This is a genomic window from Methylobacterium sp. GXS13, from assembly GCF_001455965.1.
In the GTDB taxonomy this organism is placed as follows: domain Bacteria; phylum Pseudomonadota; class Alphaproteobacteria; order Rhizobiales; family Beijerinckiaceae; genus Methylobacterium.
In genome coordinates, this window is sequence record NZ_LKKO01000026.1 from 37443 (window position 1) to 58057 (window position 20615).

Sequence of the window (20615 nt, forward strand, 5' to 3'; positions counted from 1 at the left end):
GTGGTCCTGTCTGACGGGGTTGCCTGCCCCGTCCTCTTCGGATGCCGAGACCGTCCTATCGTCGGGCAGCGTGGGCAGACTCCAAACGGATTGCGAAACCGTGAATCTGAAAATGTTTCCCGTGAAACATTTTCAGATTCGGCTCGACCGCCTCCCTGGGACCTGAGTGTCCCTCGAAGGCGGCCTTCCAGTCTGATCAGCGCCGAATGGCCACCGGCCCGCTCATGCCCGGCCAGTCGGAATAGCCGTTGGAGCCGCCGCCGTACCAATAGGGCTTCGGCGCCTCGGCCAGGGGCGCCTCGCTCGCCAGGCGCTGAACCAGATCGGGATTGGCGATGTAGGGCCGGCCGAAGCTGAACAGGTCGGCCCGCCCCTCGGCCAGTTCCTTCTCTGCGAGATCGAGGGTGATCTGGTTGTTGCCGATATAGGCGCCCTTGAAACGGCGGCGCAGGTCGAGGAAATCGACCCCGTCCGGCACGTCGCGGGTCTGCTGGGTCACGCCCTCGATGGTGTGGACATAGAGCAGACCGAAGCCATTCAGGGCATCGACATAGGCGCCATATGTGACGTGCGGATCGGAATCGAGAGGCGTCTCTCCGGGCTGCGTGGTTGCGGGAGACAGACGAATGCCGACCCGGGCACCGCCACCCCAGACTTCGGTGACGGCACGGACCACGTCCAGGGGGAAGCGGAGGCGGTTCTCGATCGAGCCGCCGTAGCGGTCGGTGCGCGTGTTGGTAGAGTCGCGGACGAACTGCTCCAGCAGGTAATTGTTGGCCGAGTGGATCTCGACGCCGTCGAAACCCGCCCGCTTGGCGTTCTCCGCAGCCCGCCGATAATCGTCGACGATCCCCGGAATCTCGTCGGTTTCGAGCGCCCGGGGCGTCACGTGGGGCTTCATGCCGTCCTGGGTGAACGCGGTGCCCTCGGGCTTGATCGCGGAGGCCGAGACCGGAAGCCCGCCATTGGGCTGTAGCTCGGGATGCGAGATCCGGCCGGTATGCCAGAGCTGCAGGAAGATCAGCCCGTCATTGGCATGGATGGTCTTCACGATCCGGGACCAGCTCTCGACCTGCGCGTCGGACCAGATTCCCGGCGTGTAGGCGTAGCCGACGCCTTGGGGTGAGATGTTCGTCGCCTCAGAGATGATCAGGCCGGCATTGGCCCGCTGCCCATAATAATCGGCCGCGAAATCCGGCGGCACGCCCGCGTTGTCGGAGCGGCTACGGGTGAGTGGCGCCATCACCACCCGGTTCTTGAGGGTCAGGTCACCGATGGTGACGGGCTGAAGGATCGGGCTGATCGGCATGAAACCTCGGATACGGCATGCTTGACGGGACGAGCGGCACCGCCTGGGGCCGGCCATCGGAGGGTCGGCATTGCGGCGTGGGCCCGCTCGGGATGGTCAACAACTGGTCGAGGTCCAGCCTCGGTTCCCCGGATGGGCTTCGCCCCCCGGGACCGTCTCAGGCATGAGCCCGAAGTGCGGAATGCCGCGGGAACCGGAGCATCAGGCATGTCTTGCCTGACAGGCGACGTCGCGAGCGGCTGGGCCCAGCGCATCGCCTCACCGGAACTTGACCGGGCGGCTGAGCACTTGCCCCTGCGAGGCTGCGTCCTGCGGCTCTGCTCCCCAAGCTTGGAGAATCGACGCGATGAAGGCCCTGTGCTGGCACGGCAAGAACGACATCCGCTGCGACACGGTCCCGGATCCGGTGATCGAGGACGCCCGCGACGTGATCATCAAGGTGACGAGCTGCGCGATCTGCGGCTCGGACCTCCATCTGATGGACGGCCAGATGCCGGCCATGAAATCCGGTGACGTGCTCGGCCACGAGTTCATGGGCGAGGTCGTCGAAGTCGGGCAGGGCTTCACCAAGTTCCGGAAGGGCGACCGGATCGTCGTGCCGTTCAACATCAATTGCGGCGCCTGTCGCCAGTGCAAGCTGGGCAACTGGTCGGTCTGCGAGCGTTCGAACCGCAACGGCGAGATGGCGGCCGCGCAGTTCGGCTACCCGACCGCCGGCCTGTTCGGCTACTCGCACCTCACTGGCGGCTATGCCGGCGGCCAGGCCGAATACGTGCGCGTCCCCATGGCCGACGTGGCACCCATGAAAGTGCCGGACGGCATGGACGACGAGTCGGTCCTGTTCCTCACCGACATCCTGCCGACCGGCTGGCAGGGCGCCGAGCATTGTGAGATCCAGGGGGGCGAGATCATCGCGATCTGGGGCGCCGGGCCGGTCGGCCTGTTCGCGATCCAGTCGGCCAAGATCATGGGCGCCGGGCGCATCATCGCCATCGACACCGTGCCCGAGCGGCTCGCCCTGGCGAAAAAATCCGGTGCCACCGACATCATCGACTTCATGAACGAGGACGTGTTCGAGCGGATCAAGGAAATCAGCAAGGGCCAGGGCGCCGACGGCGTGATCGACTGCGTCGGCATGGAGGCGAGCGCCGGCCATGGCGGCCTCACCGGCGTGCTCTCGACCTTGCAGGAAAAGCTGACCTCCACCGAGCGGCCCTACGCGCTGGCCGAGGCGATCAAGGCGGTGCGGCCCTGCGGGATCGTCTCGGTGCCGGGCGTCTATGGCGGCCCGGTGCCGGTCAATATGGGCTCGATCGTGCAGAAGGGCCTGACCCTCAAGAGCGGGCAGACCCACGTCAAGCGCTACCTGGAGACGCTGACCAAGCTGATCCAGGCGGGCAAGTTCGACATGACGTCGATGATCACCCACCGCTCGACGAACCTCGCGGATGGCCCGGACCTCTACAAGACCTTCCGGGACAAGGCCGCTGGCTGCGTGAAGGTGGTCTTCCACCCGAACTGAGCCCCGGCACCACGCGTTCAACGCTGCCGACAGAACCCCGGTCCCCGCGGACCGGGGCTTCGACCATCACTGTATCCCAGGATTGATCCCGTATGACGATGCCGGTTGCCCGTACCCTGCTGCCTGTCCTCCTCTCCACCCTCGCTTGGCCGGCCCTGGCGCAGGAGCCCGTTGCCGCGACGTCGCCGCCGCCCGCCGGATCATCCGCGCTGACCCAAGTCGCGCGTTTCCAGCATCAGGTCACCGGGGTGACGGTCGCGCAGGACGGGCGGATCTTCGTGAACTTCCCGCGCTGGACCGAGGATTCGCCGGTTTCGGTGGCGGAGTTGAAGGATGGCAAGCCGGTCCCCTACCCCGACGTGGAATGGAATAGCTGGCGCAATGCCCGCAAGGACGAGGTCGATCCCAAGACCCACTTCGTCTGCGTGCAGAGCGTCGTCGCCGACCGGCACGGCCGGCTCTGGGTGGTCGATGCCGCCGCGCCCGCCATGGCGGCCGTCGTCAAGGACGGCCCGAAGCTCGTCGCGATCGACCTGAAGACCAACACGGTCGCCAAGACGATCGCGTTCGATCCGTCGGTCGCCCCGCAGGGCTCCTACCTGAACGACGTGCGGATCTCGCCCGACGGCAAGACCGCCTACCTGACCGATTCCGGCGCCGAGGGTGCGCTGGTTGTGGTCGACATCGATTCCGGCAAGGCCAAGCGCCTGCTCGCCGGCGTGCCCGCCACCATGCCCGACACCACCGTCACCGTGACCTATGACGGCAAGCCCCTGCGGCGGCCGGACGGACGCGGCGTCGAGTTTTCGGCCGACGGCATCGCGCTCTCGCCGGACGGCAAGACGCTCTACTGGCAGGCGATCAAGGGCAAGACCCTTTACAGCCTGCCCACCGACGCGCTCACCGGCTGGGTCTCGGCGAGCCTCGTACCGGAGACGCTGGCCGACAAGAGCCTCGCCGGCAAGATCGTTACGGTCGGCGAGAACGGGCCGGCCGACGGGCTACTCATCGACCGCGACGGCAGCCGTATGTACGTGACCTCACCGCAGGACGATTCGATCAAGGTGCGCACCTTGTCGTCCAAGGATGCCGGCCTGACCACGCTGGTGCAGGACCCACGCCTGCGCTGGCCCGACACCTTCAGCCAGGGCCCGGACGGGACGGTCTACGTCACGACCTCGCACATCCAGGATTCGGCCTTCTACAAGGAAGGTGCACCGATCGCTCTGCCGACCGAGCTGTGGAGCTTCAAGCCGCCGGCGGCCTCGCGCTGAGGCCGAACAGCAAGCGTGGCCTTGGGAGAGTCGGTGGCGCATGCCGGCCTCCTGAGACCCGATGGGGCCGGAGCGCGGCCCCGTCCGACGGGTCGAGCGATTGCCTCATCGGCATGACATTTAATGCCTGGCATCGCTAAGGGCGGAGTTTCTTCTCCGATCTCCATCTGATCCTGTATCAATGCGTTTGATGACATAGTTTTTGTCGATCGAGCAAAACCATACACACCGGCTTCAATTTAAATTTTGGTGCACAGATACGCTCTGACCAGCAGGCGACATTAACGTTGCGTTAGAGATAGTAAAGTTATCACGCTTTCGTGGATGCTCGTTCCGACCGCCTCACTTCCGATTCGCGGCTCGCGGGACATCACACGAAGACTGGACAGCCGATGGGCATACTGTTCTCGCGGGACCTTCAATCGAAATTGGAGGCCTTGGACCGGTCCCAGGCGGTCATCGAGTTCGCTCTCGACGGTACGATCCTGTCCGCCAACAAGAACTTCCTCGACGCGGTCGGCTACAGCCTGGACGAGATCCGCGGCCAGTCCCACGCGATGCTGGTCCCGCCGGCCTATGGCGCGAGCGAGGCCTACAGCGATTTCTGGTCGGCGCTCCGGCGGGGCGAATTCCAGGCCGGCGAGTTCAAGCGCGTCGGCAAGGAAGGCCGCGAGGTCTGGCTCCAGGCGACCTACAACCCGATCCTGGGCCGCGGCGGCAAGCCGATCAAAGTGGTCAAGTTCGCCAGCGACGTCACCGAGCAGGTGTTGCGCACCATCGCGTACGAGGGCCAGATCGCCGCGATCAACCGGTCGCAGGCGGTGATCGAGTTCGCGCTCGACGGAACGATCCTGACCGCGAACGAGAAGTTCCTCACCACCCTGGGGTACCGGCTGGAGGAGGTCCAGGGCCGTCACCACGGCCTGTTCATCGACGCGACCGAGCGCGCCAGCGCGGAGTACCGCCACTTCTGGGACAGCTTGGGCCGCGGCGCGTATCAGGCTGCCGAGTACAGGCGCCTCGCCAAGGACGGGCGCGAGGTGTTCATCCTGGGCAGCTACAACCCGATCTTCGACCGCGACGGGCACCCGATCAAGATCGTCAAGTTCGCCACCGACGTCACCGAAGCGGTGCTGGAACGCCAGCGGCGGGCCGCGTTGCAGAGCGCCCTCGCGCGCGACCTGGACGCGATCGCGGACGCTGCCTCCAGCGTCTCGCACCAGGCTGGACAGGCGGTCCAATCGTCGACGCATGTCACCGGTGATATCCACACGGTGGCCTCGGGCGCCGAGGAACTGGCCGCCTCGGTCGCCGAGATCAGCGCGCAGGTGGTGCAAGCCTCTGAGATGTCCGGGCAGGCCGTGGGCCAGGCCCGGGAGACGCACCGGATCATCGCCGGCCTCAGCGCCTCGGCCGCGCAGATCGGCGAGGTCGTCGCGCTGATCCAGAGCATCGCGGCCCAGACCAACCTGCTGGCGCTCAACGCCACCATTGAGGCCGCGCGTGCCGGCGAGGCGGGACGGGGCTTCGCCGTGGTCGCCGCCGAGGTCAAGGAACTGGCCAACCAGACCGCCCGGGCCACCGAGCAGATCAGCACGCAGATCACCGGGAGCCAGGAGGCGACCCGGGACGCCGTCGAGGCGATCGGCTCGATCCAGGGTACGATCGTGAAGCTGAACGAGGTCGCGACCGCGATCTCGAGCGCCGTCGAAGAGCAAACCGCCGTCACGCGGGAGATGTCGGCCAGCATGCAGACGGCCGCCCAGGGGGTCGGCGCGATCAGCACCAATCTCGGGCTCATTGCCCGGTCCGCCGAACAGGCGGATGTCGCCACCCAGCAGTTACGCGCCGCCGCCCAGAGCGTCGTCTGAGCGCGCGGCCGGCCCGGATCGCCCCGTCATCCGCCGGCGTTGCCGGTGGGCTCCCGCATCCCGGACGATCCGACACCCCATGTGCAACCTCTACAGCCTGCGCACCGGCCCGGCGGCGCTGCGCCGCGCTTTCGGAACCGTCCGCGACCGCACCGGAAACCTGCCGGTGCTGCCGGCGATCTTCCCCGACCAGATGGCACCGGTGGTCTGGAACGGGGCGGAGGGCCGGGAACTCGCCCTGATGCGCTGGGGCATCCCGGGCCCGAAGGCGTTCGGCGAGCATCCCGTCACCAACGTGCGCAACGCCGCGAGCCCGCATTGGCGCCCCTGGCTCGGTCCGGCCCATCGCTGCCTCGTGCCGGTGACCGCCTTCAGCGAGTACGCCGACACGAAGCCGCGCAAGACGCCCGTGTGGTTCGCGCTCGATGAGGACCGGCCGCTCTTCGCCTTCGCGGGCATCTGGCGGCCCTGGACCGGCGTGCGCGGGACCAAGCGCGAGAACCCGGACCGGGTGGCGGAGGAGCACCGCCTGTTCTCGTTCCTGACCACGGAGGCGAACGGGATCGTCGGCCCGGTCCATCCGAAGGCGATGCCGGTGCTGCTGACCAAGCCGGAGGAATGGGCGGCCTGGCTGGAGGCGCCGACCCCGGAGGCGCTCACACTGCAGCGCCCGCTGCCGGATTCGGCGATGCGGGAGGTGGCCCGGGGCGCGCGCTCGGATGGCGCCGCGCCGGATGCCGAACCCCAGACGTAAGGCCGGTGCGGGCCTTACTGGATCGAACCGCCGTCCCGCGCCTGCAGCAGCCGCAAGGCCTCGGCCAGCACCGCGTGAAGGTCCGCCGCCCCTTGCGCACTGAGGGGCAGCCCGACCCGCTGGCCATGGATCGTATCGAGGACGATCATGGCGAGATCCTCGCCGATCAGCAGGCTGGGCTTCGGTAGACAGAGCGGCAGGACAAAATCGCCCGCCGTCTCGCCGAGGGCATCGACCGCGTCGCCGGGGCGAAAGGGCTTGGTCTTCTCGTTCATCGCGGGCTGTCCTCGCGGGCATGTCCGTCTGATGAATGGAAGGCTACGATATCGGATGCCCGCCGGCCAGCCTCGGGTGCCGGCCGCCGCAATCCGCGACGATAATCGAGCCGGGCTCCGCACTCACTCCGGCATGCGCCGCGTCCGGACCGTCAGCGTATCGATCTCCAGGGATCCCACCGTCAGGGACGCCACCTCCAGCGCCCCGACCCGGGCACGACCGACCGAAAGGCGGCCGATCGCGAAGGCGCCGAGCGCCACCGCCCCGAAAGCCGCGGCCCCGATCGCCAGGGCTCCCAGCGCGGATGCCCCGAATGCACCGGCTCCGACGGCTCCCGCTCCGAGCGCGGCCGTGTGGCGGGACGGAGCGGGTCCAGCTTCGACCGGGCGGCGCATCCTCTCCTCGGGCATCCCAGATCCTCTCGCCGCAAGACCTCGGATATCGCCCTCCCTTCGAAGCGCGGCAAGGCTGGGCGCGGAGACCCGAAGACGGACGAGAGCCTTCAGTAGAGCCGCGTCCGATAGGAGTCCGCGATCCGGGCCTCGGCCTCCGGGACGTCGGACGCGGCGGTCTGCTCGGCCAGGATGCGCCCGAGGCTGGGAAAGGTGTCGCGCGCGACGTGGCGCGCCGGATCCCAGAGCTGCGCCCGCATCAGCGCCTTGCCGCAATGGAAGAACGCCTCCCGCACCCGCACGATCAGCCCGATCGTCGGCACCATGCCCTGGGCGCCCAGCGGCTCGAGCAGGGCGCGGTCCCGCGTTACCGCGGCGGTGCCGTTCACCCGCAGGGTCTCGTCGATGCCCGGCACGAAGAAGATCACCCCGATGCCGGGGCACTCGAGGATATTGCGGAAGCTGTCGATGCGGTTGTTGCCGCGCCGGTCGGGGATCACCAGGGTGCGGGCATCGGGAACGGCCACGAAGCCAGACGCGTCGCCGCGGGGGCTGGCATCGGCCTGGCCATCCGCGTCGGCGCTCGCCAGCACCACAAACGGCGCGAGCGCGATGAACCGGCGGGCGTAAGCATCGATGTGGTCGAGCACCTTGCGGGCGGCGGGGGGGCCGACGGCACCGAACTGCGCCTGCAGCTCAGCCGCGTCGTGGATCGTCGAGAGACCTCCGATATCTGCGTCCATGAGGTCCTCGCGGCAGCCGTTCCGGTTTCGCGCGGCGGGCGCTCAGCCGTCAAGACACAGCATCGTCCCGGCGGACGGGCCGAGGCTTTCGGAATGGGCCAGCGATCAGGGCCAGACCCGGATCGCCACGGGGCGGCGCAGCAGGTCCCGGTCGGAGGTGATGGTGCAGCCCTCGACGCGCAGGCTTGCATAGGTCAGCAGCGCCCCATCGCCGACATCGTCGAAGTTGCGCCCCTTCGCCCCCGGATCGAGGAGCGACGGGTAGGCGATCAGCGGTGCGGTCGCGACGCAGGGATCGTCATACAGGGTCGCGCCTGCGAGGAGCAGGCGGGGTGCGTCCCACGCGATCAGGTCGCGTGAGCTCGTCCAGTAGAAACCGGATTCGGCGAAGCCGTCACCGGCCTTGGCCATGAACACCGCGATCCAGGCACCGGTGGCGCGGTGCCGGACGACAGCCCCGACCGGACCGGGGAACGGTCCAACCGGCCGGCAGGTGGCAGGCCGCTGGATGGTGGTGCGGTAAGGGTCCGGGAAGGCGGCGGTGAAGCCGATGCCGGTCCAGGCCCGCCACCGGGCCGGGTCGGCGGGGTCGTCGCTGCGGAACAGGCAGACACCTGCCTCCTGGTCGCTGCCGGGCCGGTCCCAGCCCGTGGTCGAGGCCAGGAAATAGCGCCAGCGCCCGTCCGCCACGATGTTCGACGGGTTGAAGAAGCCCCGGTGCCGGCCCTGGTCGACCTCCTGCCGGAACGGCGCGCCGGCCACCACGACGGGTGGGCTCCGCCGCAGGACGCTGCGCCCGCCATCCGTCGAGGCGGCCGCCGTGATCGTGTTGTACCAGCACGCCATGTAGGAGCCGGTCGGGCAGCGGCCGGGATGCTCGTTGGCCTGGTACTCGTGGTGCAGCAGCGCGGCGACGCGCTTGCCGTCCTCGGTCCAGGTGGCGGTGATCCAGGACCGGTCGTCATAGGCCGCCGGATCGGCCTTTTCGCCGGAATCGAGCACGATCGTGCAGTCGAGCTTGAGGTGGTCGAGATCCGGCCCGCGCAGTGCGCGGTTGCGGTAATGCATGCCGAACAGGGCCACAGCCCCGGTTGCATCCCGGAACGCCCGGGCCGGCGCATCCGGGACATCGGCGCCGTCGCAGGCATCGCGCCCGGCCTTGAAGACGATCGCGGGCGGCCCGACGAGGGTCAGTGCGGATAGCGGCGGCTCGGCTGCGGCCCGGGCCGGCGGGGGGATGAGGAGGAGCGGTAGGAGGGCGGCTGCGAGTGGGGCGAAACGCTGCCGGATCCCTCCCCCCCCTGCGGGGGAGGGTGGCCCCCGAAGGGGGTCGGGAGAGGGGCAGCGCGACGCCGGAGGATGTGGCACGCGACGCGACCTCTCCGGAAGCGTCGCTCCCCTCTGCCGACCCGGCCTGACGGCCGGCCCATCCTCCCCCACAGAGGGGGGAGGGAGAAGTGGCGGCGCATCGCACGTCGCACCAGCCATCCTGTACGCCAAGCCCATGGACGAAATCCGGGTGCGTCCCGGCTACGCCTGGACAAAGCACGCCAGATTCGCTTGAGAACCGTTACAGAGTACTTGCTGCCTGGCCGTCGCCCGAAAGTCCTTCATGCTCCTTCTGATCCTCGGGCTCGTGCTGTTCCTCGGCACGCATGCCTTCTCGATGGTCCGCTCTCAGCGCGCCACGGTCGTCGGCCAGATCGGCGAAGGCCGGTACAAGCTCGGCTACACGGCCCTGTCGCTGCTCGGACTCGTGCTGATCGGGGTCGGCTTCCACGATTACCGGCTCAGTGGCTACATCCCGGTCTGGGATCCGCCGGTCTGGACGCGCCACCTCGCCCTGACGCTCGTCTGGCTCGCCTTCGTGTGTCTCGCCGCCGCCTACCTGCCGGGCCATATCCGGGCCAAGGCCAAGCATCCGATGCTGCTCGCCGTGAAGATCTGGGCGACCGCCCACCTCCTGGCCAACGGCGATCTCGGCTCGATCCTGTTGTTCGGCGGCTTCCTGGCCTGGGCGGTGGCGGCGCGGATCAGCGCCAAGCGTCGGGCGCTGGCGCCCGGAGCGGTGGTCGCCCAGCATGGCGGCGCCGTCGCGGCCCCGCATGGCTGGCGCAACGACATCCTGGCTTTGGTGATCGGGACGGCGGTCTGGTTCGTCTTCGCCCGCTACCTGCATTACCCGCTCATTGGCGTTTCGGTCTGGCCCGGAACCGCCTGAGAGCCACCGCCGTCCCACGCCCGCTGTCGCCAACCCGGCGCCCGTGTGTTAGGCGCGGGGCTCGATAGCTGTGCAAGGTGGCCCGCCGATTGGCGCGGGCCGGGATATGATGGCCGAGAACAACGAGTTCATCCGCGAAGTCGACGAGGACTATCGCCGCGACCGGATCCTTCAGATCTGGAAGCGCTACAGCGGCGTGATCATCGCGCTGGCCGTGCTGCTGGTGGTGGGCGTCGCCGGCTGGCGGTACTGGCAGAACCAGCAGCGCGTGGCCACCGCCGCCGCGTCGGTGCAGTTCGACGAGGCCAACCGCCTCGCGCGCGAAGGCAAGGTTGTGGAGGCCGACAAGGTCTTCGACGCGCTGGAAGTCCAGGGCCCGGCCGGTTACCGCCTGCTCGCCCGGTTCCGCTCGGCGGCCGAGACCAGCAAGCGCGACCCGGAGGCGGGCGCGAAGGAATTCGACACCCTCGCCGGCGACACCAGCCTCGGCGACGGCCTGCGCGATCTGGCGCGCCTGCGCGCCGCCCTGCTGCGCCTCGACAGCGCGAATCCGGATCCGGCGCTGGCCAACCTCCAGGGGCTCGCCGCCGGTACGCCGTTCCGGCACACCGCCCGCGAAATGCTGGGTCTCGCCGCCCTGAAGAAGGGCGATTTCGAGGAGGCCGGCCGCTGGTTCGACCAGCTGGTCGCCGATCCCGAGACCCCTCGGAACCTGCGTGAGCGGATCGAGGTCTACGCGGCGCTCGTGGCGGGCGGCCCGGTCACCGTGACCGAGGCCAAGCCCGAGGTCGCCGCCCCGCCCCCGCCGATCACGCGCTGATTTTTTTTCTTCGACCCTTTCCAGACAGACCATGGGTATGCCGACCGCCGCGATCGTCGGGAGGCCGAACGTCGGCAAGTCGCCCCTGTTCAACCGCCTCGTGGGCAAGAAGCTCGCGCTCGTGGACGACCGGCCCGGCGTGACCCGCGATCGGCGCGAGGGCGATGTCGCGTTCGGCGGCCTCCACTTCCGGGTGATCGACACCGCCGGGCTTGAGGAATCGGACGCCGCGACCCTTATGGGCCGGATGCGGATGCAGACGGAGGCGGCCATCCTCGCCGCCGACGTGGTGCTGTTCGTGATCGACGCCCGCGCCGGCGTGCTGCCGGCCGACCAGCCCTTCGCCGAGCTGGTGCGCCGGGCCGGCTGCCCGGTCATCCTGATCGCCAACAAGGCCGAGGGCGGCACCGGGCTCGCCGGGGCCTACGAGGCCTTCACCCTCGGTCTCGGCGACCCGATCCCGTTCTCGGCCGAGCACGGCGAGGGCCTCGGCGAGCTGCACGAGGCGCTCAAGGGCGTCCTGCCCAAGCCCGATCCGGAGGACGACGAGGACGAGGAGGCCCCCGGCGGCCGCTCCCTGAAGGTCGCGATCGTGGGCCGCCCGAATGCCGGCAAGTCCACGCTGATCAACCGCATGCTCGGCGAGGATCGGCTGCTTGTCGGCCCTGAGGCCGGCATCACCCGCGATTCGATTTCCCTGGATTGGGAGTGGCGGGGCCGGAAGATCAAGCTCCACGACACGGCCGGGATGCGCCGCCGCGCCCGGATCGACGACAAATTGGAAAAACTCGCGGTCTCGGACGGGTTGCGCGCCGTGCGCTTCGCCGAGGTTGTGGTGGTGCTGCTCGACGCCACGATCCCGTTCGAGAAGCAGGACCTGACCATCATCGACCTGGTCGAGAGCGAGGGCCGGGCCGTGGTGATCGGCCTGAACAAGTGGGATCTCGTCGCCGACCAGCCGGGCCTGCTCAAGGAGCTGCGCGAGGATTGCACCCGCCTGCTGCCGCAGGTGCGCGGCGTCGCGGTGGTGCCGCTCTCGGGGCTCGCCGGCGAGGGCCTCGACAAGCTCATGCAGGCGGTGGTGCAGGCCTCCGAAGTCTGGGACAAGCGGATCTCCACCTCGCGCATCAACGACTGGCTGAGCGAGGCGACCTCCCGCAACCCGCCCCCGGCGGTGTCGGGCCGGCGGATCAAGATCCGCTACGCCACCCAGGTGAAGAGCCGGCCGCCGCATTTCGCGCTGTTCGGCAACCAGCTCAACGCCCTGCCGAAATCCTACACTCGCTACCTGGTGAACGGCCTGCGCGAGGCGTTCGAGCTGCCCGGCACGCCGATCCGTCTGAGCCTGCGGACCTCGCAGAACCCGTTCGACAAGGGCTGAGGCGTTTCCAACCGAAAGATCGCGCCGTCATTGCGAGCGCAGCGAAGCAACCCAGGGCAGCGCGCGATCCTGGGATGTGGCGCATTTCTGGGTCGCTTCGCTGCGCTCGCGATGACGACGTGACAGGGACGTGATCACCGGGACGCGTCGGCGATCCAGTCCACCGCAGACGCCAAGGCGGCGCGCTCGTCCTTTCCATCGGCGAGCGCCGCCTCGAACGCCCCGACCTGCCCGTCCGCGCTGGTACCCTCGGTGACGATCGCCCGGGCGCGGGCGACATCCGCCGCACAGCCGAGCGCGTCCGCATCCTCCGCCACCAGGGCGAGGACCGCCTCCAGCGCCTCGGCGAACGGCACCGCCTCGGCCTTCGCCTCGTCGATCAGCGTCGCACGCACGCCGCTGTGCTGGGCCCGCCACAGGTTCTCCGAGGCGAGCGCCCGCGAGACACTGTCGAGGCCGGCATTGAGGTCGGGCCGGCGCACGCACAGGCGCACCAGGCAGCGGTACAGGGCGGCGACGCACAGCGAATCGTCGAGCCGGGTGCAGGCATCGGCGATGCGCAGCTCCAGGGTCGGGAACTTGATCGACGGGCGCAGGGACCACCACAAAAAACTCGCATCCGCGATGGCGCCGGAGCGGGTCATGATCTCCACGAACCGCGCATGGGCGGCGGCATCGGCGAAGAGCTCGGGCAGGCCGGTGCGGGGCAATTCGCCGAAGACACTGAGCCGGTAGGCCATCAGTCCGGTCGCCTCGCCCTGCCAGAACGGCGAGGAGGCCGAGAGCGCCAGCAGCAGCGGCTGGAACGGCAGCAGCCGGTTCATCAGGTCGACCCGCGCGTCGGGGTCGGGCACCTCGACATGGACATGCATGCCGCAGATCAGCGCCCGCCTGGCCGCGATGCCGACATCCGACAGGATGCCCTTGTAGCGTTCGCCATCGGTGGCGGTCTGGCGGGACCAGCGCGCGAGTGGATGGGTGCCGCAGGCCAAGAGGCTCAGCCCGCTCTTGGCCGCGATGCCGGCGAGCTGCCCTCGCTGGCCGCCGAGATTGCTTCGCGCGGCCTGCGCGTCATCGAGGGGCGGCGTGCAGACTTCGACCTGCGCGGCGACCAACTCGCGCCCGGTCTCGAGCAGCTCCGCCTTCACCCGGGCATGGAAGCCGGCCAGATCGCCCCGGGGCGTGCCGCGGGTCTCGGCATCGGCGAGGAAATACTCTTCCTCGATGCCGAAGCGGTAGCTATGGGCGCTCATCTGCGTCTCCGGCGGGCCATCGCCACCACATAGCAGCGGCCGGAAGGGTTTCGACGGTGGCGCGACGACCTATCCGGTGGCGACCGGAAGTCCGAGGGTGCCGGCGACGGCAGCCATCTTGTTGTCGAAGGTCGCCAAGGTTGCCGAGACGCGCTGGCACAGGGCGATGTTGAGGGCGTCGGGCGTTCGAAGCGTGATGTCGAGCCGGCGCAGGAAGCCCGCGGCTGCGGCGACATCCCCGGGGCCGAGGTCGACACGCTCGGCCACCGCCTCACTCCAACGGTCGAGGTCGGCGAAGGCCATCCGCGCATGCTCGGCGGCGAGCTCGCCCGTTCGCACCCGGCGCCCGAGCGCCGAAGCGAATTCCGCCGCCGCGCAGTCGCTGACGACGGGGATGGGCGCCAAGGCGCGGAACAGGGCGTCGGCCCGCGCCGTCAGCGGGTCGTCCGTCAGCAGGGCGACCAGGACACTGGCGTCGAGGTAGGCTCTCACCACTCGTCGTCGCGCAGGGCGCGGACCAGTTGCCCGGCATCCTGCATGGGCGCCCGCATCGGCACGCGCCGCAGGGCGAGCCAATCGAGGTCTTCGGCGGTGATCGGGCGCCCGGCCCGACGGATCGGGTTCAGCGTCGCCACCGGTCGCCCGTCGCGCGTGATCACGACGCCCTCCCCCGCGAGCGCGCGGTCGATCAGGCCGGTGAGGTTTCGCTCCGCGTCCTGGACGCTGTGCTCGCTCATGAGCCGATGATAGGAAGCACACCGGCGACCTGTCCAGCGGCTTACGCCGAGCGCAGCGCCCCGCCCACCAGCCAGGCCGGGTCGAACCAGCGGTCGGCCTCGCCGTCATAGGGCAGGCGCGTGATGTCCCAGTTCTGGATGTACCTGGCGTAGACGTTCCACACCGCGATGCCGCCGCCCACGAAGATCCGCCGGCCCGGATAGCGCTTGAGCACCTGCTCCGGATCCTCGTGGCTGCGGATCACGTCGATGGTGCGATCCTTGAAGGCGAAGTCCGGGACCGAGGCCACGGTCTTCGGGCCGGCGATCAGCACGTGCCCCATGGTGAGCGCGAAGAAGCGCGTCACGTCCTCCACGAACAGCGGATCGGTGTTGCCCTCCCATGGCAGGTGCCCGTTCAGGCCGAGCTGGCCGCGCAGGCCGATCGCACAGATGCAGCGGACGTCGATCATCGTAAATCCCAAACCCCGCGGGCTCCGCCCGCAACCCGCCGGGGCCGCAGGCCCCGGACCCCTCTACTCAGGCGCGCGGAACTGCAGCACCCGATCGGTGGGGAAATCGTAGAGCTTGCCGGTCTCGGTCCAGTCCGGCGCGGCGAGCCGCACGAAGTGGGGGGCGAGGTCCTCGGGGGTCTTGAGGGTCTCGGGGTCCTCCCCCGGCATGGCCGAGCGGCGCATGCCGGTGCGCAGCGGCCCCGGGTTGAGCAGCATCGCCCGGATGGCGGTGGTCTCGGTCTCGGCCGCGTAGGTGCGCACCAGCGCTTCGAGCGCCGCCTTCGAAACGGAGTACGGCCCCCAATAGGCCCGGCATTTCGAGGCGGCCCCGGACGAGACGAAGACCACCCGGCCGGCATCGGACATGCGCAGCAGCGGGTCCAGCGAGCGGATCAGGCGCCAGTTGGCGGTGACGTTCACGTCCATCACCTGCCCCCAGACCTTCGGGGTGATGTGGCCGATCGGCATGAGCGCGCCGAGGATGCCGGCATTGCCGACCAGGATGTCGAGCCGCTTCCAGCGCTCGTTGATCGCCGCGCCGAGCCGGTCGATGGCGTCGTAATCCGCAAGGTCGAACGGCACGAGGGTGGCGCTGGATCCGGCCGCCCGGATGGCGTCGTCCAGCTCCTCCAGGGCGCCCACCGTGCGAGCCACCGCGACCACGTGGGCGCCGGCCTCGGCCAAGGCCAGGGCGGCAGCCCGCCCGATGCCGCGGGACGCCCCGGTGACGACCGCGACGCGGCCTTCGAGCTTTCTCTGAGGATCAGCCATGATCAGGACCTAGCGCATTTCCGCGCCAGGAGGATCCAAAAATTCCGGTTTCAAAAGGTCCGTGACCTTTTGCGGGTGCAGGGCAGAGCCCTGCGAAGGCCCATGGGCGCCGCCCCTGGACCCCGCCAAAGGGCTTGCCCTTTGGGAGCCCCCTCTGTGCCAGCTCAGTCCGCTTCGGCCAGCATCGCGAAGCGCTTCGGGCCGGCGATGGAGAGGTCGGTCAGGCCGGTCGGGTAGTCGCCCGTGAAGCAATGGTCGGTGTATTGCGGGCAGGCCGTATTCCGCTCCTCCTCGCCCATCGCCCGGTAGAGGCCCGGGATCGACAGGAAGGCGAGCGAGTCCGCGCCGATATACTTGCGCATCGCCTCGAGATCGTGCGTCGCGGCGAGCAGCTTCTCCCGCTCCGGCGTGTCGATCCCGTAGAAGTCCGGGTAGGTGATCGGCGGCGAGGCGATCCGGAAATGCACCTCCGCGGCGCCGGCCTCGCGCATCATCCGGACGATCTTCACCGAGGTCGTGCCGCGCACCAGGCTGTCATCGACCAGCACGATGCTCTTGCCTTCGATCGCCGCGCGGTTGGCCGAGTGCTTCATCCGCACGCCGAGTTCGCGCACCGACTGGGTCGGCTGGATGAAGGTCCGGCCGACATAGTGGTTGCGGATGATCCCCATCTCGAAGGGGATGCCGGTCTCCTGCGCGAAGCCGAGCGCCGCGGGCACGCCGGAATCCGGCACCGGCACGACGATATCGGCCGCGACGGCGGCCTCGCGGGCGAGTTCGTGGCCGATGGCCTTGCGCACCGCGTAGACGCTTTTGCCGTTCACCACGGAATCCGGCCGTGCGAAATAGATGTACTCGAAGATGCACGGGCGCATCGGCACGGCATCGGCGAAGCGGATCGACTCGACGCCCTCCTCGGAGATCACCACGACCTCGCCGTTCTCGATGTCGCGGACGTAGCGGGCGCCGATGATGTCGAGGGCGCAGGTCTCGGAGGCCAGCATGTAGCGGCCGTCGAGCTCGCCGAGCACCAGCGGGCGGATGCCCAGAGGGTCGCGGGCGCCGATCAGCTTCTTGTTGGTGAGCGCCACGATCGCATACGCGCCCTGGATCGCCTGCAGGGCGTCGATGAAGCGCTCGACGATCCGGGGCTTCCGCGAGCGGGCCGCCAGGTGGAGGATCACCTCGGTGTCGGAGGTCGACTGGGTGATCGCGCCGTCGCGCACGAGGTCGCGCCGGATCGACAGGGCATTGGTGAGGTTGCCGTTATGGGCGACGGCGAGGCCGCCGCTGGCCAGCTCGGCGAAGAGCGGCTGCACGTTGCGCAGGATGGTCCCGCCGGTGGTCGAGTAGCGGACGTGCCCAATGGCGGCACGACCTTTCAGCCGGGCGATGGTGTCGCCGTCCGAGAAGGAATCGCCCACGAGACCGGGGCGGCGCTCGGAGTGGAACACCGAGCCGTCGAAGGAGACGATCCCGGCCGCCTCCTGCCCGCGATGCTGCAGGGCGTGCAGGCCCAGCGCCACGATGGCCGAAGCCTCCGGGTGCCCGAAGATGCCGAAGACGCCGCACTCCTCGCGCAGCGTATCGCCGTCGAGGTCGAAATCGGAGGCATAAGCGTCGGAGTGGGACATGCTGCGATCGATCACTTCACGAGTCCCGGCGGCGACGGGCCCGCGCGCCGGTCGTCGCGGATATCATCCGATCGGTTCCGGAACCGCTATCTAGGCGCTCCGCGTAGACCGACCAACGGCGCGTGCCGCAGATCAGCGTCGCGTCGGGCTCGGCGCGGTCTCGGTGCGGCGCTGGGGCGCCGGATCGGTCTCGGCAGGCGCGTCGGCCGCCTCGTTGGGCGGCGTGACGGCCTTCGGCTTCTTGAACTGCTTCAGGAAGCCCTCCGGATTCTCAGGCAGCTGGGCCACCAGGGCGTCGCCGGATTTCTCCAGCATCGGGCGCGTGCGCGCCTGCGCCGCCCAGTCCGGCACCTTGCCCTGAACCAGCCAGGACAGGAACACCCAGCCGATCACGCAGATCAGGAAGCCGCGCCCCGCCCCGAACAGGAAGCCCAGCGAGCGGTCGACCGCGCCGATGCGCGAATCGAGCACCACGTCGGAGATCTTCACGGTGATGATCGAGACGACGATCAGCGTGCCGAGGAAGATCGCCGCGATGGAGGCGACCAGGGCCACGGTATCGCTGTTGACGTGCTGCTTCACCAGCGGAAGCAGCATCGGATAGAACGACCACGCGACGGCGGCGGCGGCCACCCAGGCGATGATCGCCAGCACTTCGCGGGTGACGCCACGCACGGCCGCGAGCAGCGCGGAGACCGCGACGATGCCGAGCACGACGAGATCCAGGACGGTAAACGGCATCTGTGAACTTTAGGCACCAGTGGGGATGCCGCGGCGGCACTGCGGCTCCCCAGGACCGCAGACGAAGTATACCAAGCCGAACCTCGGCCGTCACCCTCGGCGAGGGGCCTCCAGTGCGGCCTGTGCCGTCCGTGCATCAGACCGGGCCGGGGCAACAGGGCGGTTCAATGCCAGACTGGGGCGCCGCGGCGGCGTTTTGCAGGTCACCCCGTTGGGCGCGAGCGTTCGACGCCCACTCAACGCGGATAGAAGCACACACCCATCGTCAGCCCTCGAACGACTTATCTGCACCGACGAGCATATCGCGACCATTCTTGGGCACCGGGAAGCCATACCCGTCCCCGGTTTTTTCCCACCTCAAGTCGCCGGACAGGTGATAGGGACTGATATACAATTCCATACCAATCTTCTGTAAGGCTAGATGAAGGGCCTGAATTGAGTCGACTCCCGCAGCAAAACTCGCCCTGTTTTGATTCGGCCACCCAATCTGATATCGACACGCCCAAACTCCGTCCTGCAATTCTGGAGCATGGATAGAAATCTCCACTTGGTTATCACCGGACGGCAAACGCACCGCTAGATTTCTTTTTGCGATGATCATGGCATCGTCCTTAGAAGTTTAGGGGCGGAATCGAACGTCCGCGCTCGCATGCAACAAGTCTAACCATAGCTTGAGCGTAGCATGCGCGCAGACCAGTAAATTTGCAAACAATCAAATCGCGGCGATACTGTTCGTCACGGTCTTCTTGAGATGCAGCAAGAGAGAATAGGGGTACCTTGCGAGCATTTACGATCTTTTGGGGCAGGGATAAGTTGGTAGTTCCGCCGTCAGTCCATCGCCCAGCGCCTGTGTGCCCTGCAGGAATGCGAGGCTGATTTGGATTGTATTCCTTAGATGTAATTTCTTTTTCGATGAGCGCCCTCCTTATTTCAAGACGGCATAACTCTATCTGTCTGCGAGCGACCGCAAAGGCGATTTTTGAATCGTTTCGCATGTACAGCCTCCTTAATCAGGGCATCCCTATCTGAATAAATTCCTATTATCAAGCAGCCTATCAGTAGAGCATCCGTTTGCCGACCCCGTGGCACCGGCGCTGTCAACAGATCGCACGCCGAATGACGCATTGTGCCAACCGTCGACATGCCGCGAGCGTTACTCCGGCGGACTCCCGCCGTTCACAAGCCGGACGATTTCTTTTCTGCAGACAACTGTTTTGCTATGAACCGCAGACAGACATCCGTCTCGAAAATCCGTTCATGCATCTTGCATGTCAGCTCGGGAATGATTGGACGGTAGGCTTCCGGTAGATGACTGAATCCCAAACGATTGATAGCGTCCACGGCGCCCGGCTGACCATCGATCTCGGGGCGATCGCGGCGAACTGGCGGATGCTGGCCGCCCGGGGGGCCGATTGCGCCGCCGTGGTGAAGGCCGATGCTTATGGCTGTGGCGTCGCGCGGGTCGGGCCGGCCCTGTGGGCGGCCGGGTGCCGCACCTTCTTCGTCGCGCACCTGTCCGAGGGCATCGCCGCCCGGGCCGCCCTGCCGGAGGCCGCGATCTACATCCTGAACGGCTTACCGCCCGGCGCTTGTACGACCTTCGCGGCGCACGACCTGCGCCCGGTGCTCGGCAGCCGCGAGGAGATCTTGGAATGGGCGGCCTTTGCGGGCGGAGCCCGGCCGGCGGCACTCCACATCGATACCGGCATGAACCGCCTCGGGCTGCCGGTGCCGGAGGCGCTGGACCTGGCCGGCGATCCGAGCATCGCAGCCGCCGGCATCGACCTGCTCCTCAGCCACTTCGTCAGCGCCGAGAAGCCGGCCGACCCGGTCAATGCCCGGCAGATCGCCGATTTCGCCCGGGTCCGGGCGGCCTATCCGGGCCTGCTTGCGTCCCTCGCCAATTCCTCCGGCGTGTTCCTCGACGGCGCCCGGCACGACCTGCTGCGCCCGGGCTACGCCCTGTTCGGCGGCAACCCGACGCCGGACTCCGCCAACCCGATGCGCCCGGTGGTGCGGCTGGAGGCCCTGATCGCCCAGGTCAGGACCGTCGAGGCCGGTGCCAGCGTCGGCTATAACGGCTGCTGGACCGCCCCGGCCCCGAGCCGGCTCGCCACCCTGTCCCTCGGCTATGCCGACGGCTTCCCCCGGGCGATCAGCGGACGCGGCCAGGCTCTGGTCGGCGGCGTGCCCTGCCCGATCCTGGGCCTGGTCTCGATGGACCTGATCATCCTCGACGTGACCGCGGCGCCCGCGGCCCGGCGCGGTGCCACCGCCGTGCTGATTGGCGACAGCCTGGACATCGACACGGTCGGCCGCGCTGCCGGGACGATCGGCTACGAGATCCTGACCGGGCTGGGTTCGCGTTATGTTCGAACTTATGTAGGGTGATCCGACTCCACCCTCGAATGCCGGACCGGCG

Annotated in this window: 22 protein-coding genes; 8 read left to right on the plus strand and 14 right to left on the minus strand. The window is 68.4% G+C overall.

The features are described 5' to 3' along the window. Nucleotides 1–196: 196 nt before the first annotated feature. Complete coding sequence (locus tag AO398_RS09775; protein ID WP_058191869.1) at nt 197–1309, minus strand: alkene reductase; 1113 nt, start codon at nt 1307–1309, stop codon at nt 197–199. A 346-nt stretch (nt 1310–1655) separates the two neighbouring features. Here AO398_RS09775 and AO398_RS09780 point away from each other — a divergent pair, with 346 nt between their 5' ends. The 4 genes from AO398_RS09780 to AO398_RS09795 all read left to right on the plus strand — a co-directional run bounded on the left by AO398_RS09780 (nt 1656) and on the right by AO398_RS09795 (nt 6730). Beyond that, on the plus strand, nt 1656–2831 hold the full coding sequence (locus tag AO398_RS09780; protein ID WP_058191870.1) for a zinc-dependent alcohol dehydrogenase: 1176 nt from the start codon (nt 1656–1658) through the stop codon (nt 2829–2831). 92 nt (nt 2832–2923) lie between these two features. Next, a complete protein-coding gene (locus AO398_RS09785; protein ID WP_058191871.1) occupies nt 2924–4105 on the plus strand; it encodes an L-dopachrome tautomerase-related protein in 1182 nt (393 codons plus the stop codon). Nucleotides 4106–4497: 392 nt separating this feature from the next. Next, nucleotides 4498–5976, plus strand: coding sequence for a PAS domain-containing methyl-accepting chemotaxis protein (locus AO398_RS09790; RefSeq protein ID WP_058191872.1), 1479 nt, complete (start codon nt 4498–4500; stop codon nt 5974–5976). Between the two features lie 79 nt (nt 5977–6055). After that, nucleotides 6056–6730, plus strand: a complete 675-nt coding sequence (locus AO398_RS09795; RefSeq protein WP_058191873.1) for an SOS response-associated peptidase — start codon at nt 6056–6058, stop codon at nt 6728–6730. A 14-nt stretch (nt 6731–6744) separates the two neighbouring features. Here AO398_RS09795 and AO398_RS09800 read toward each other — a convergent pair whose 3' ends face one another. The 4 genes from AO398_RS09800 to AO398_RS09815 all read right to left on the minus strand — a co-directional run bounded on the left by AO398_RS09800 (nt 6745) and on the right by AO398_RS09815 (nt 9647). Further along, nucleotides 6745–7005 (minus strand): hypothetical protein, encoded by a 261-nt coding sequence (locus AO398_RS09800; protein ID WP_058191874.1) that lies wholly within the window; start codon nt 7003–7005, stop codon nt 6745–6747. Between the two features lie 123 nt (nt 7006–7128). After that, nucleotides 7129–7416: a hypothetical protein gene (locus tag AO398_RS09805; RefSeq protein WP_244498713.1), complete on the minus strand. Its 288-nt coding sequence runs from the start codon at nt 7414–7416 to the stop codon at nt 7129–7131. Nucleotides 7417–7508: 92 nt separating this feature from the next. Next, a complete protein-coding gene (locus AO398_RS09810) occupies nt 7509–8141 on the minus strand; it encodes a pyridoxamine 5'-phosphate oxidase family protein (RefSeq protein WP_058191875.1) in 633 nt (210 codons plus the stop codon). A gap of 105 nt (nt 8142–8246) precedes the next feature. Further along, a complete protein-coding gene (locus AO398_RS09815; protein ID WP_244498714.1) occupies nt 8247–9647 on the minus strand; it encodes a hypothetical protein in 1401 nt (466 codons plus the stop codon). Nucleotides 9648–9753: 106 nt separating this feature from the next. On the opposite strand from AO398_RS09815, the gene AO398_RS09820 reads away from it, so the two are divergent. The 3 genes from AO398_RS09820 to der all read left to right on the plus strand — a co-directional run bounded on the left by AO398_RS09820 (nt 9754) and on the right by der (nt 12563). Continuing rightward, a complete protein-coding gene (locus AO398_RS09820) occupies nt 9754–10362 on the plus strand; it encodes an NnrU family protein (RefSeq protein ID WP_058191876.1) in 609 nt (202 codons plus the stop codon). A gap of 109 nt (nt 10363–10471) precedes the next feature. Further along, nucleotides 10472–11182, plus strand: a complete 711-nt coding sequence (locus AO398_RS09825; RefSeq protein ID WP_058191908.1) for a tetratricopeptide repeat protein — start codon at nt 10472–10474, stop codon at nt 11180–11182. Between the two features lie 31 nt (nt 11183–11213). Continuing rightward, nucleotides 11214–12563, plus strand: a complete 1350-nt coding sequence (gene der / locus AO398_RS09830; RefSeq protein ID WP_058191877.1) for a ribosome biogenesis GTPase Der — start codon at nt 11214–11216, stop codon at nt 12561–12563. Nucleotides 12564–12697: 134 nt separating this feature from the next. Here der and AO398_RS09835 read toward each other — a convergent pair whose 3' ends face one another. The 9 genes from AO398_RS09835 to AO398_RS28255 form a co-directional block, all read right to left on the minus strand. Next, nucleotides 12698–13816, minus strand: a complete 1119-nt coding sequence (locus AO398_RS09835; RefSeq protein ID WP_058191878.1) for a carboxylate-amine ligase — start codon at nt 13814–13816, stop codon at nt 12698–12700. Between the two features lie 69 nt (nt 13817–13885). Next, complete coding sequence (locus tag AO398_RS09840) at nt 13886–14308, minus strand: type II toxin-antitoxin system VapC family toxin (protein ID WP_058191909.1); 423 nt, start codon at nt 14306–14308, stop codon at nt 13886–13888. Next, entirely contained in the window at nt 14305–14553 is a 249-nt protein-coding gene (locus AO398_RS09845) for a type II toxin-antitoxin system prevent-host-death family antitoxin (RefSeq protein WP_058191879.1), read from the minus strand. The genes AO398_RS09840 and AO398_RS09845 overlap by 4 nt, the downstream gene beginning before the upstream one ends. A gap of 41 nt (nt 14554–14594) precedes the next feature. Beyond that, on the minus strand, nt 14595–15005 hold the full coding sequence (locus tag AO398_RS09850; protein WP_058191880.1) for a dihydrofolate reductase: 411 nt from the start codon (nt 15003–15005) through the stop codon (nt 14595–14597). Between the two features lie 63 nt (nt 15006–15068). Then, nucleotides 15069–15818, minus strand: coding sequence for an SDR family NAD(P)-dependent oxidoreductase (locus tag AO398_RS09855; protein ID WP_058191881.1), 750 nt, complete (start codon nt 15816–15818; stop codon nt 15069–15071). A gap of 164 nt (nt 15819–15982) precedes the next feature. Further along, complete coding sequence (purF, locus tag AO398_RS09860) at nt 15983–17452, minus strand: amidophosphoribosyltransferase (protein WP_058191882.1); 1470 nt, start codon at nt 17450–17452, stop codon at nt 15983–15985. A gap of 132 nt (nt 17453–17584) precedes the next feature. Next, on the minus strand, nt 17585–18193 hold the full coding sequence (locus tag AO398_RS09865; RefSeq protein ID WP_058191883.1) for a CvpA family protein: 609 nt from the start codon (nt 18191–18193) through the stop codon (nt 17585–17587). 265 nt (nt 18194–18458) lie between these two features. Continuing rightward, a complete protein-coding gene (locus AO398_RS28250; protein WP_152997478.1) occupies nt 18459–18794 on the minus strand; it encodes a hypothetical protein in 336 nt (111 codons plus the stop codon). A gap of 10 nt (nt 18795–18804) precedes the next feature. Beyond that, a complete protein-coding gene (locus AO398_RS28255; protein ID WP_152997479.1) occupies nt 18805–19188 on the minus strand; it encodes a hypothetical protein in 384 nt (127 codons plus the stop codon). A gap of 313 nt (nt 19189–19501) precedes the next feature. Between AO398_RS28255 and alr the strand changes: the two genes are divergently transcribed. Further along, complete coding sequence (gene alr / locus AO398_RS09870) at nt 19502–20584, plus strand: alanine racemase (RefSeq protein WP_082643222.1); 1083 nt, start codon at nt 19502–19504, stop codon at nt 20582–20584. Nucleotides 20585–20615: the final 31 nt, after the last annotated feature.

Excerpts from the sequence above, each read along its gene's own strand:
- AO398_RS09775 (WP_058191869.1), bottom strand. The coding sequence starts at position 1,309 with ATGCCGATCAGCCCGATCCTTCAGCCCGTCACCATCGGTGACCTGACC.
- AO398_RS09780 (WP_058191870.1), top strand. The coding sequence starts at position 1,656 with ATGAAGGCCCTGTGCTGGCACGGCAAGAACGACATCCGCTGCGACACG.
- AO398_RS09785 (WP_058191871.1), top strand. The coding sequence starts at position 2,924 with ATGACGATGCCGGTTGCCCGTACCCTGCTGCCTGTCCTCCTCTCCACC.
- AO398_RS09790 (WP_058191872.1), top strand. The coding sequence starts at position 4,498 with ATGGGCATACTGTTCTCGCGGGACCTTCAATCGAAATTGGAGGCCTTG.
- AO398_RS09795 (WP_058191873.1), top strand. The coding sequence starts at position 6,056 with ATGTGCAACCTCTACAGCCTGCGCACCGGCCCGGCGGCGCTGCGCCGC.
- AO398_RS09800 (WP_058191874.1), bottom strand. The coding sequence starts at position 7,005 with ATGAACGAGAAGACCAAGCCCTTTCGCCCCGGCGACGCGGTCGATGCC.
- AO398_RS09805 (WP_244498713.1), bottom strand. The coding sequence starts at position 7,416 with ATGCCCGAGGAGAGGATGCGCCGCCCGGTCGAAGCTGGACCCGCTCCG.
- AO398_RS09810 (WP_058191875.1), bottom strand. The coding sequence starts at position 8,141 with ATGGACGCAGATATCGGAGGTCTCTCGACGATCCACGACGCGGCTGAG.
- AO398_RS09815 (WP_244498714.1), bottom strand. The coding sequence starts at position 9,647 with ATGGGCTTGGCGTACAGGATGGCTGGTGCGACGTGCGATGCGCCGCCA.
- AO398_RS09820 (WP_058191876.1), top strand. The coding sequence starts at position 9,754 with ATGCTCCTTCTGATCCTCGGGCTCGTGCTGTTCCTCGGCACGCATGCC.
- AO398_RS09825 (WP_058191908.1), top strand. The coding sequence starts at position 10,472 with ATGGCCGAGAACAACGAGTTCATCCGCGAAGTCGACGAGGACTATCGC.
- der (WP_058191877.1), top strand. The coding sequence starts at position 11,214 with ATGGGTATGCCGACCGCCGCGATCGTCGGGAGGCCGAACGTCGGCAAG.
- AO398_RS09835 (WP_058191878.1), bottom strand. The coding sequence starts at position 13,816 with ATGAGCGCCCATAGCTACCGCTTCGGCATCGAGGAAGAGTATTTCCTC.
- AO398_RS09845 (WP_058191879.1), bottom strand. The coding sequence starts at position 14,553 with ATGAGCGAGCACAGCGTCCAGGACGCGGAGCGAAACCTCACCGGCCTG.
- AO398_RS09850 (WP_058191880.1), bottom strand. The coding sequence starts at position 15,005 with ATGATCGACGTCCGCTGCATCTGTGCGATCGGCCTGCGCGGCCAGCTC.
- AO398_RS09855 (WP_058191881.1), bottom strand. The coding sequence starts at position 15,818 with ATGGCTGATCCTCAGAGAAAGCTCGAAGGCCGCGTCGCGGTCGTCACC.
- purF (WP_058191882.1), bottom strand. The coding sequence starts at position 17,452 with ATGTCCCACTCCGACGCTTATGCCTCCGATTTCGACCTCGACGGCGAT.
- AO398_RS09865 (WP_058191883.1), bottom strand. The coding sequence starts at position 18,193 with ATGCCGTTTACCGTCCTGGATCTCGTCGTGCTCGGCATCGTCGCGGTC.
- AO398_RS28250 (WP_152997478.1), bottom strand. The coding sequence starts at position 18,794 with ATGATCATCGCAAAAAGAAATCTAGCGGTGCGTTTGCCGTCCGGTGAT.
- AO398_RS28255 (WP_152997479.1), bottom strand. The coding sequence starts at position 19,188 with ATGCGAAACGATTCAAAAATCGCCTTTGCGGTCGCTCGCAGACAGATA.
- alr (WP_082643222.1), top strand. The coding sequence starts at position 19,502 with ATGACTGAATCCCAAACGATTGATAGCGTCCACGGCGCCCGGCTGACC.